This window comes from Komagataeibacter sp. NFXK3 (genome assembly GCF_054182245.1).
On the sequence record NZ_JAPIVJ010000043.1, the window covers coordinates 1 to 7,240 of the forward strand.

Consider the following 7,240-nt stretch of genomic DNA (forward strand, 5'->3'; position numbering starts at 1 on the left):
GTTCTTTGCCAGATCAATGCCTATCACTGTATCCTTCATCTGCCGTCCTTTCGCGCAGTCGTTTCTTCCAACGACCATTCTGGCACATTGCGATGCCGTGCGGGGAGGACGGCAACCACCCCATCTCGCTGTCGAGTACTGCCATCTGTTTCGGATCGTAGCGTTCCCCGGCTGCGGCCCCTTTGGGAATAGCCTTCTCGATAGCAGCCAGATCACCGGGCGTCAGCGTAAGATCAAGCGCCCCCAGCGCCTCGGAGAGCCGATCGCGCCGGCGGGCTCCTACAAGTGGTACAATATCGTCACCCTGTGCCGCCACCCAGGCAATTGCCAGCTGGGCCACGCTTGCGCCCTTGGTGGCTGCCATTTCGCGCAATGTCTCCACGAGAGCCAGATTGCGCTCGACATTGCCTTCCTGAAAGCGGGGACTATGAACCCGAAAGTCCCCTGGACCCTTTGCTCCTTGCCAGTGCCCGCTGATCAGACCACGCGCGAGCACGCCATAGGCTGTTATGCCGATGCCGAGTTCACGACAGATAGGAAGAATTTTGTCCTCGATGCCACGTGAAATCAGCGAATATTCAATCTGAAGATCGCTGATCGGATGGACGGACGCCGCGCGCCGGATGGTCTCCGGGCCAACTTCCGAAAGCCCGATATGCCGGACATAACCAGCCTGAACCATCTCGGCAATGGCGCCAATAGTCTCTTCAACAGGCACTGCCGGGTCCAGCCGTGCAGGGCGGTAGATGTCGATATGATCAAGCCCGAGCCGTTGCAGGGTATAGGCCAGGAAGTTCTTCATGGCGGCAGGCCGTGCGTCGTAGGAACCCCAGTTGCCACCCGGGTCGCGCATCGCACCAAATTTGACGCTGACGAGGAATCTGTCGCGAGGAATATCCCTGATCGCCTCACCGATCAGCATCTCGTTATGGCCCATGCCATAGAAATCGCCGGTGTCGAGAAGCGTGATCCTGGCGTCCAGCGCGGCATGGATGGTAGCGATGCTTTCTTTCCGATCAGCCGGACCATACATGCCGGACATGCTCATGCACCCAAGACCGATTTCGGATACCTGAGGGCCGCTCTTGCCAAGTTGCCGCAATTTCATATTTGAGAAAAATCCCTGTTTCCTGAAGCAGAACCCTACCACACAGGCTATATTTCGATAACCTCTCTTCCGTTTGGCTTTTTCGTCCTTTGGAACACACGAATGTTTCGTTTGATGGAACAAATGGACAGGCGATAGTCGCCTCATGCCAGACATTGGGGAATCAGAAAGGGATTTCTCTGACGGGACATGAAACTGCATGGCCTTCAGGCAGTAACGCGATTCATGAAATCCTGTAAAAAGGGAAAAACACGTTCAGGCATGTCTTCAAGTAACGTATGTTTCGCGAAGGGTAGGTTAAGCAATCTGGCACCTTTAACCTGCTCAGCAAGCTCAAACGCCTGTTGCCGCGACACCAGCATATCGTCGTCACCATGCACGACGAGCAGAGGACACCGGATGTTTTTTACAGACGCGCCGGGATAGGCATCTTCGTCGCAGCCGAGCCACATATGCGTCGCCGCCTTGAATAACTTTTCGAAATCCGGTTCGGGATTTTCCGCGTTGTAGACCGATATTTGATTCCCGAACATCCCACGCCATTTTTCAAGATTGATCTTCTGATAAATCTGCCGGACCGGATCATTTTCCGGCAACACCCAGTGCGCGCCGACCGCTATGACGAACTCTGGTTGTACGGCATGAGATGCAGCCAGACGAAGGGCGACAATGCCACCGTCACTATGTCCGATTATACCGGATTGTTGCAGCCCCATCGCGTTAAGAACCGCGGTAAAATCATCCTGAAGCTGTCGATATGTCAGGGGGGCCGTCCCGATACCAGATCGACCATGCCCGCGCGTATCAATAGCAATCAGCCTATAATCTTCTGCCAAGTACTTTGCGAGCGGAATGAAATCCAGCCGGCTCTGCAAGCCGCCATGAAGCAATATAATTACTATTCCTTTCGGGTTCCCGGCTTCAGAGACGAACAAATTTGTATCGCCAACTGATACAAACTTCCCTGTATCAAACATTCGATGGCTTTCATAAGGCTGGATTACTCTGGATCGTGCAGCGAGATTATCACCGGTAAGGCCACATTCTCAAGGTTTCACGATGCCTGGTTTGCTGCCGTCAGGGCGCTGCTGGCAACCGGTCGGAAGCTTCCGTCACGTTGTCCTCTTTCCAGAAGACCCGGAAGACTTCCGAAGGTATTCATGGCCGCATCATGTAACTGGGGCTATCGTCTTGCCGACATCGGAACTGAACATCAGCCGATAAAGACCGGGATATTGACAGGCAAACTGGATACAGGCCTGCCCCGCTGCCATGAATTGCATGCACGTTAAAGACATCGCTTCTGTCATGCTCTTCCCACGCCTGACGAAATCGATCCGGGCCACTTCCAGCAGGGGAAAGGTCGAGTTCTGGTCCGCAGCCATCATGGCCGGCGAAATCCCGCATATGATCCGTGCGTTAGCCATACAGGCACGACATGGGCCGGAACAGTCCGGTTTGGGGGATGGGGCATGACCGAGACATATGATTATGATCTGGTCGTGATCGGCAGCGGCCCGTCAGGCAGGCGGGCTGGGGTTCAGGCGGCGAAACTGGGTCGATCCGTGCTGATTATCGAAAAAAATACCCGGGTTGGCGGGGTCTGCGTGCATACCGGCACCATTCCGTCCAAAACCCTGCGGGAGACGGTCCTCAACCTGACAGGCTGGCGGGAGCAGGCTTTCTATGGCCGGGCTTATCGTGCCCGCAAGGATATAACCATAGCCGACCTGAACAGTCGCCTGCGCAAGACCCTGGATTATGAAGTCGATATGCTGGACCACCAGTTCGCCCGCAACGGCATAGCGGTTGTGCATGGCACGGCACGGTTCGTGGATCCGCACCATATTACGATCACCATGGACAACAGGGTTGCGCGGACCGTGTCGGGTGACAGGATCATTATTGCCGTCGGTACCCGCCCGCACCGTCCGGCCAATGTGCCCTTTGACGGGACGGTCGTGCTGGACAGCGATGAAATGACCAGCCTTGCGCGCCTGCCACGTTCCCTGACGGTAATTGGCGGGGGGGTGATCGGTATTGAATACGCGACAATATTCAGTGCGCTGGATGTGCAGGTGAGCGTTGTCGAGGCACGTGACAGTATTCTGGGTTTTGTGGACCGGGGCATCATTGTCGACTTCATGCATCAGTTATGCGATCGCGGAATGCGCTTCAGGCTGGGCAGCCGGCTGGATTCAATCACGGTCGCGGATGGACAACCCGTGGCCCTCCTGGCCGATGGCGGGCAGATCCGTTCTGATATCCTGCTTTATACCGGCGGACGTTCCGGGGCTACGGATCAACTCGGGCTTGATGCATGCGGTCTGCGGGCCGACAGTCGCGGCAGGTTGCAAGTAGACCCGAAGACGTTCCAGACAGGTGTCGCGCATATCTATGCCACGGGGGATGTCATCGGTTTTCCGTCCCTTGCTTCCACATCGCTGGAACAGGGGCGTATCGCAGCGTGCCATGCTTTTGGCCAGACCGTGCCGCCAGCCCCTGAATTCTTTCCTTATGGGATATATTCCGTGCCTGAAATCTCAACGGTCGGCATGACGGAAGAACAGGCAAAGGAAAAATCCATACCGTATGAATGCGGGATCGCACGCTTTCGCGAGACATCACGCGGGCATATCGCAGGCATGCATTCGGGGATGCTGAAACTGGTGATTTCCCTTGAAACCCACAGGCTGCTCGGGGTGCATATAGTCGGTGAAAGTGCCACGGAACTAATCCATATCGGTCAGGCCGTGCTTAATTTCGGGGGAACGTTCGACTACTTTATCGATGCGACCTTCAATTACCCGACATTGGCGGAAGCATACAAGATCGCGGCCCTTGATGCATGGAACCGCATTCCCCGTCGCAGGGGGGACGTGGAGTCTCCATCACCCGTGGCGACATGAAGGATCAGCTTTCCTTGCCTCCGCATTGCATGGCACCGGGCCTGCATGCAGGCTGATCTTCTGGCTGGTGAAGAAAGCTGGCAACATCGAACCTGGCGGAGTAAGGCAACTATGCTCTGTAGTCGGCATCGCTCTGGGCAGGAAAGCCTGGTTGTTCGCCGGTTCCGATCGGGGCGGCCCGCGCGCGGCCGACATGTATTCCCGCATCGTCACTGCAAAGCTCAACGACGTCGATCCCCAGGCCTGTCTCGCCGACGTTCTCGCCCGGATCAACGACCAGCCGGTCTCATGCCTGCACGAGTTCCTTCCCTGGAACTGGGAAAACACTCGTCACGCCAATCATACACAGAGGTGATGCGGCTGATCGACGCCCAGTTCCTGGAAACGCCCTATTATGGCTTACGGCAGATGACATGGCATCTGCGCCGCCTGGAACATGAAGTGGGCCGCAAGCGGGTCCGGCGGCTCATGGCGATCATGGGCCTGCGGGCGATTTACCAGAAGCCGCGTACGACCATGCCCCATCCGGAGCATCGGAAATATCCATATCTGCTGCGGGATCTGGTCATCAATCGGCCTAACCAAGACTGGTGTTCCGATATCACATATATTCCCAATCACCTGTCCGGATTGTATGTATGCGGTGCAGAGAGTTCCAAAAATACGGGACATTTTTGTCCAAATTGGATATACACGATACATATCCATGAGGAGGGATCTCCGATGCTGACCCGCACAACACTCTTTCTATCCAATCGCTCGCAGGCGGTGCGTCTGCCGAAGATGGTCGCCTTCGGGGAACAGGTGCGTGAGGTGGTCATCGTGTCCGAAGGTCCACGGCGGATCATCGCTCCGGTCGATGTGGCGTGGGATGATTTCTTTGCGGCTCCCGGGGTGGATCTGGGGGAGCGGAACCAGCCAGCCATGCAGGAACGCGAGGCGCTCTGAATGCTGCGTTACCTGCTGGATACGAACCTCTGTATCCGGGTGTTGCGGGATCGACCGCAGGGGCTGCGTCCGAGGTTCAACAGCTGTGCGGAGGAACTCTGCATCTCGGACGTGGTGCTGTATGAGCTGCTTTATGGCGCGGAACGCTCGTCTGATCCCGTGCACACAAGGCGTGAGGTCGAGCACTTCGCGGCAAGGCTGGCGGTCCTGCCATTCGACAGTGAAGCGGCCGCCCATACAGCGGACATTCGGGCTGCTCTTGAACGGAATGGCCGTATCATAGATCCGTATGATCTCATGATTGCCGGGCATGCCCGGAGCAGGGGGCTGATTGTGGTGACCGGCAATCTGCGGGAATTTCAGCGGGTGGAAGGTCTTCGAACCGAGGACTGGTTGACTGACACGGTCTGACCGGGAAAGGCTGCGGCGAGACAGAATATTGATAAAAACGATTGTTTATCAATCGACTATGTCATGCAGTAGAGCCTCTCTACGAACCCGCTGACAAACTGCAATTTTCTTTGGTTGCAGGCCCCCTGAAACCAGATATGAATCCTTGATTTGACACGATAAACCCGCTCGCACACGGCGGGTTTTTTGTTGTCTGAAATTCCCTGCAGGAAACACATGGGAAACAGATGAAAAGGTAATCCGGCGCAATTTTGTCGAAGGTCACATGTGTGTGAATGTGGGGCAGGGTGCCCTGATGCCTGTTTCGGGATATCGTTCCGGCCTCACCGAGTCAGGTTCAGGAGACGCAGGAGCAGTCATGGCCGCAGACGAACTCACGGGACTGATCCGATATCTCGGCCAGGAGGACTGGCAGGAGTGTTTTGGCGAAGTGCTTGGCGATCACATTGGTCCGGCGCTGGAAGCGGGCGACATCTCCTTCGAGGATCTGGCGGAGATGATCGGCCCCGACGTTGCCATGACGCTGTGGGGCTGCGCCTTCGAGGATTTTCTCGGGCAGGACTGGGATGACGGCCGGAACTTCGTCGACGTTTACCTCAAGCGTCGGAGCTGGAAGGAAGGGCCGCGTAACAGCGCCTACATGCGTGCCCTCAAGGCTTCGGTCATGAGCCTGTATGAAGTCTCGGACATCAGACCCGGCCAGAGCCTGATGGCGCGAGACCTGCTGCGGGGTAGTGATCCGGTTCTGGTGCATGAAGGCACGGCAACCCGGACACTGGAGCAGTGGGACCGGATTGCAGCACGTCTCGTGCCGTCCGATGGGAAGACCATTCTGGCAGGCGGACTGCTCGCCTATTCGCGGGGTGCCTGTGAGGATCTGGCTGCGAACCTTTACAGGGCTCTGCGGAAAAGACGGGGCAAGGCGGAGTTTCCGAAAGTCGATACGCAGACCCTGCGTGAGCTTGCGCCGATGTTCACGCTGACCTGGCTGTTCCGGACGCTGGAGGACATGGCCCGGCAGATGGAGGGGCCAGCTTTGTTCAATGGGGACGGAGAGGATCTGGTCTTCCACGAAGTGTGTTTCCCGCTGGCAAAGGGCGTGACGCAGAAGATGGTGGCGGATGTGCTTGACGGGATGGCAGCCCTGCGGGCAGAGAGCCGGTCATTCTGGAACTGGCTGAAAGAGCCGATGAGCGATCCCGTGCGCAAGGCTGGACGGGATGAAAACGGGCGGTTCCTGCGCACGGAGATGGATGATGGTGCGATCGTGCTGGGCACGCTGGATCTGAAGGGGCGGCAGTTGCGGCTGCAGGTGAACTCGAAAGAGCGTGCCGAACGTGGTCGTGCCATGCTGCAGGTCGGTCTGGGAGATCTCGTGCGCGCTCCGCTCATGCAGATCATGACGCCGGCGCAGGCGATGGAAGAGCGGGGGACGCATGGACGGGAGGTCTCGCCAGAACTGCAGATCCCGCCCGAGGAGGAAGCCCGGATTATCGGGCAGATGCTGGAGCAGCACTATCGGCAGGTGCTTGATGAGCCAGTCCCGGCCCTGGGGGATATGACGCCGCGCCAGGCCGTCCAGACAGCTTCAGGACGTAAAAAGGTGACCATCTGGTTGAAGGATATCGAAAACACTACGGTCCGCGCCCAAGGGAGTGGCGGTGGCATGGCTGCCTACGATTTTGGGTGGATGTGGCACGAACTCGGAATCATCAGGCTCAGGAAATAGTCCGCTTTCGCCTCATCTCGGTCGTTTGGACCACAAGGTTGTTTGCCAAATAGCGGACATCAGCGCTTCAAAGCCTCGTTGCAGAGATTGTCTGGATCTCACTGATTGCACCTATTGAATGATCCCAAGACACAG

At 57.0% G+C, this 7,240-nt stretch carries 5 protein-coding genes and 4 pseudogenes; 6 read left to right on the top strand and 3 right to left on the bottom strand.

Features of this window, described 5'->3' with window-relative positions:
• Window positions 1-13: 13 nt before the first annotated feature.
• The 3 genes and pseudogenes from OQZ28_RS16915 to OQZ28_RS16925 all read right to left on the bottom strand — a co-directional run.
• Window positions 14-1,108 carry an aldo/keto reductase gene (locus OQZ28_RS16915; protein WP_240906631.1) on the bottom strand — a complete coding sequence of 365 codons (1,095 nt, stop codon included), beginning with the start codon at window positions 1,106-1,108 and terminating at the stop codon, window positions 14-16.
• Window positions 1,109-1,314: 206 nt separating this feature from the next.
• Window positions 1,315-2,085, bottom strand: coding sequence for an alpha/beta fold hydrolase (locus OQZ28_RS16920; protein ID WP_034929695.1), 771 nt, complete (start codon window positions 2,083-2,085; stop codon window positions 1,315-1,317).
• An 83-nt stretch (window positions 2,086-2,168) separates the two neighbouring features.
• Window positions 2,169-2,535: pseudogene (locus OQZ28_RS16925) on the bottom strand (TetR-like C-terminal domain-containing protein); the annotation flags it as partial.
• 45 nt (window positions 2,536-2,580) lie between these two features.
• Here OQZ28_RS16925 and sthA point away from each other — a divergent pair.
• The 6 genes and pseudogenes from sthA (at window position 2,581) to OQZ28_RS16955 (ending at window position 7,105) form a co-directional block, all read left to right on the top strand.
• Complete coding sequence (gene sthA / locus OQZ28_RS16930) at window positions 2,581-4,017, top strand: Si-specific NAD(P)(+) transhydrogenase (RefSeq protein WP_061276393.1); 1,437 nt, start codon at window positions 2,581-2,583, stop codon at window positions 4,015-4,017.
• A gap of 124 nt (window positions 4,018-4,141) precedes the next feature.
• Window positions 4,142-4,372, top strand: a pseudogene (locus tag OQZ28_RS16935) (transposase domain-containing protein); the annotation flags it as partial.
• Window positions 4,366-4,656: pseudogene (locus OQZ28_RS16940) on the top strand (IS3 family transposase); the annotation flags it as partial. The pseudogenes OQZ28_RS16935 and OQZ28_RS16940, both read left to right, overlap by 7 nt.
• A 108-nt stretch (window positions 4,657-4,764) precedes the next feature.
• Window positions 4,765-4,965 (top strand): annotated as a pseudogene (vapB, locus tag OQZ28_RS16945) (type II toxin-antitoxin system VapB family antitoxin); the annotation flags it as partial.
• Window positions 4,966-5,376 (top strand): type II toxin-antitoxin system tRNA(fMet)-specific endonuclease VapC, encoded by a 411-nt coding sequence (vapC, locus tag OQZ28_RS16950; protein ID WP_061276389.1) that lies wholly within the window; start codon window positions 4,966-4,968, stop codon window positions 5,374-5,376.
• Between the two features lie 358 nt (window positions 5,377-5,734).
• Window positions 5,735-7,105: a hypothetical protein gene (locus OQZ28_RS16955; protein ID WP_130732834.1), complete on the top strand. Its 1,371-nt coding sequence runs from the start codon at window positions 5,735-5,737 to the stop codon at window positions 7,103-7,105.
• The last annotated feature ends 135 nt before the right edge of the window (window positions 7,106-7,240 follow it).

What these genes read in the sequence shown, in the direction of transcription:
- OQZ28_RS16915 (WP_240906631.1), bottom strand. Translation starts at nt 1,108, where the DNA reads ATGAAATTGCGGCAACTTGGCAAGAGCGGCCCTCAGGTATCCGAAATC.
- OQZ28_RS16920 (WP_034929695.1), bottom strand. Translation starts at nt 2,085, where the DNA reads ATGTTTGATACAGGGAAGTTTGTATCAGTTGGCGATACAAATTTGTTC.
- vapC (WP_061276389.1), top strand. Translation starts at nt 4,966, where the DNA reads ATGCTGCGTTACCTGCTGGATACGAACCTCTGTATCCGGGTGTTGCGG.
- OQZ28_RS16955 (WP_130732834.1), top strand. Translation starts at nt 5,735, where the DNA reads ATGGCCGCAGACGAACTCACGGGACTGATCCGATATCTCGGCCAGGAG.
- sthA (WP_061276393.1), top strand. Translation starts at nt 2,581, where the DNA reads ATGACCGAGACATATGATTATGATCTGGTCGTGATCGGCAGCGGCCCG.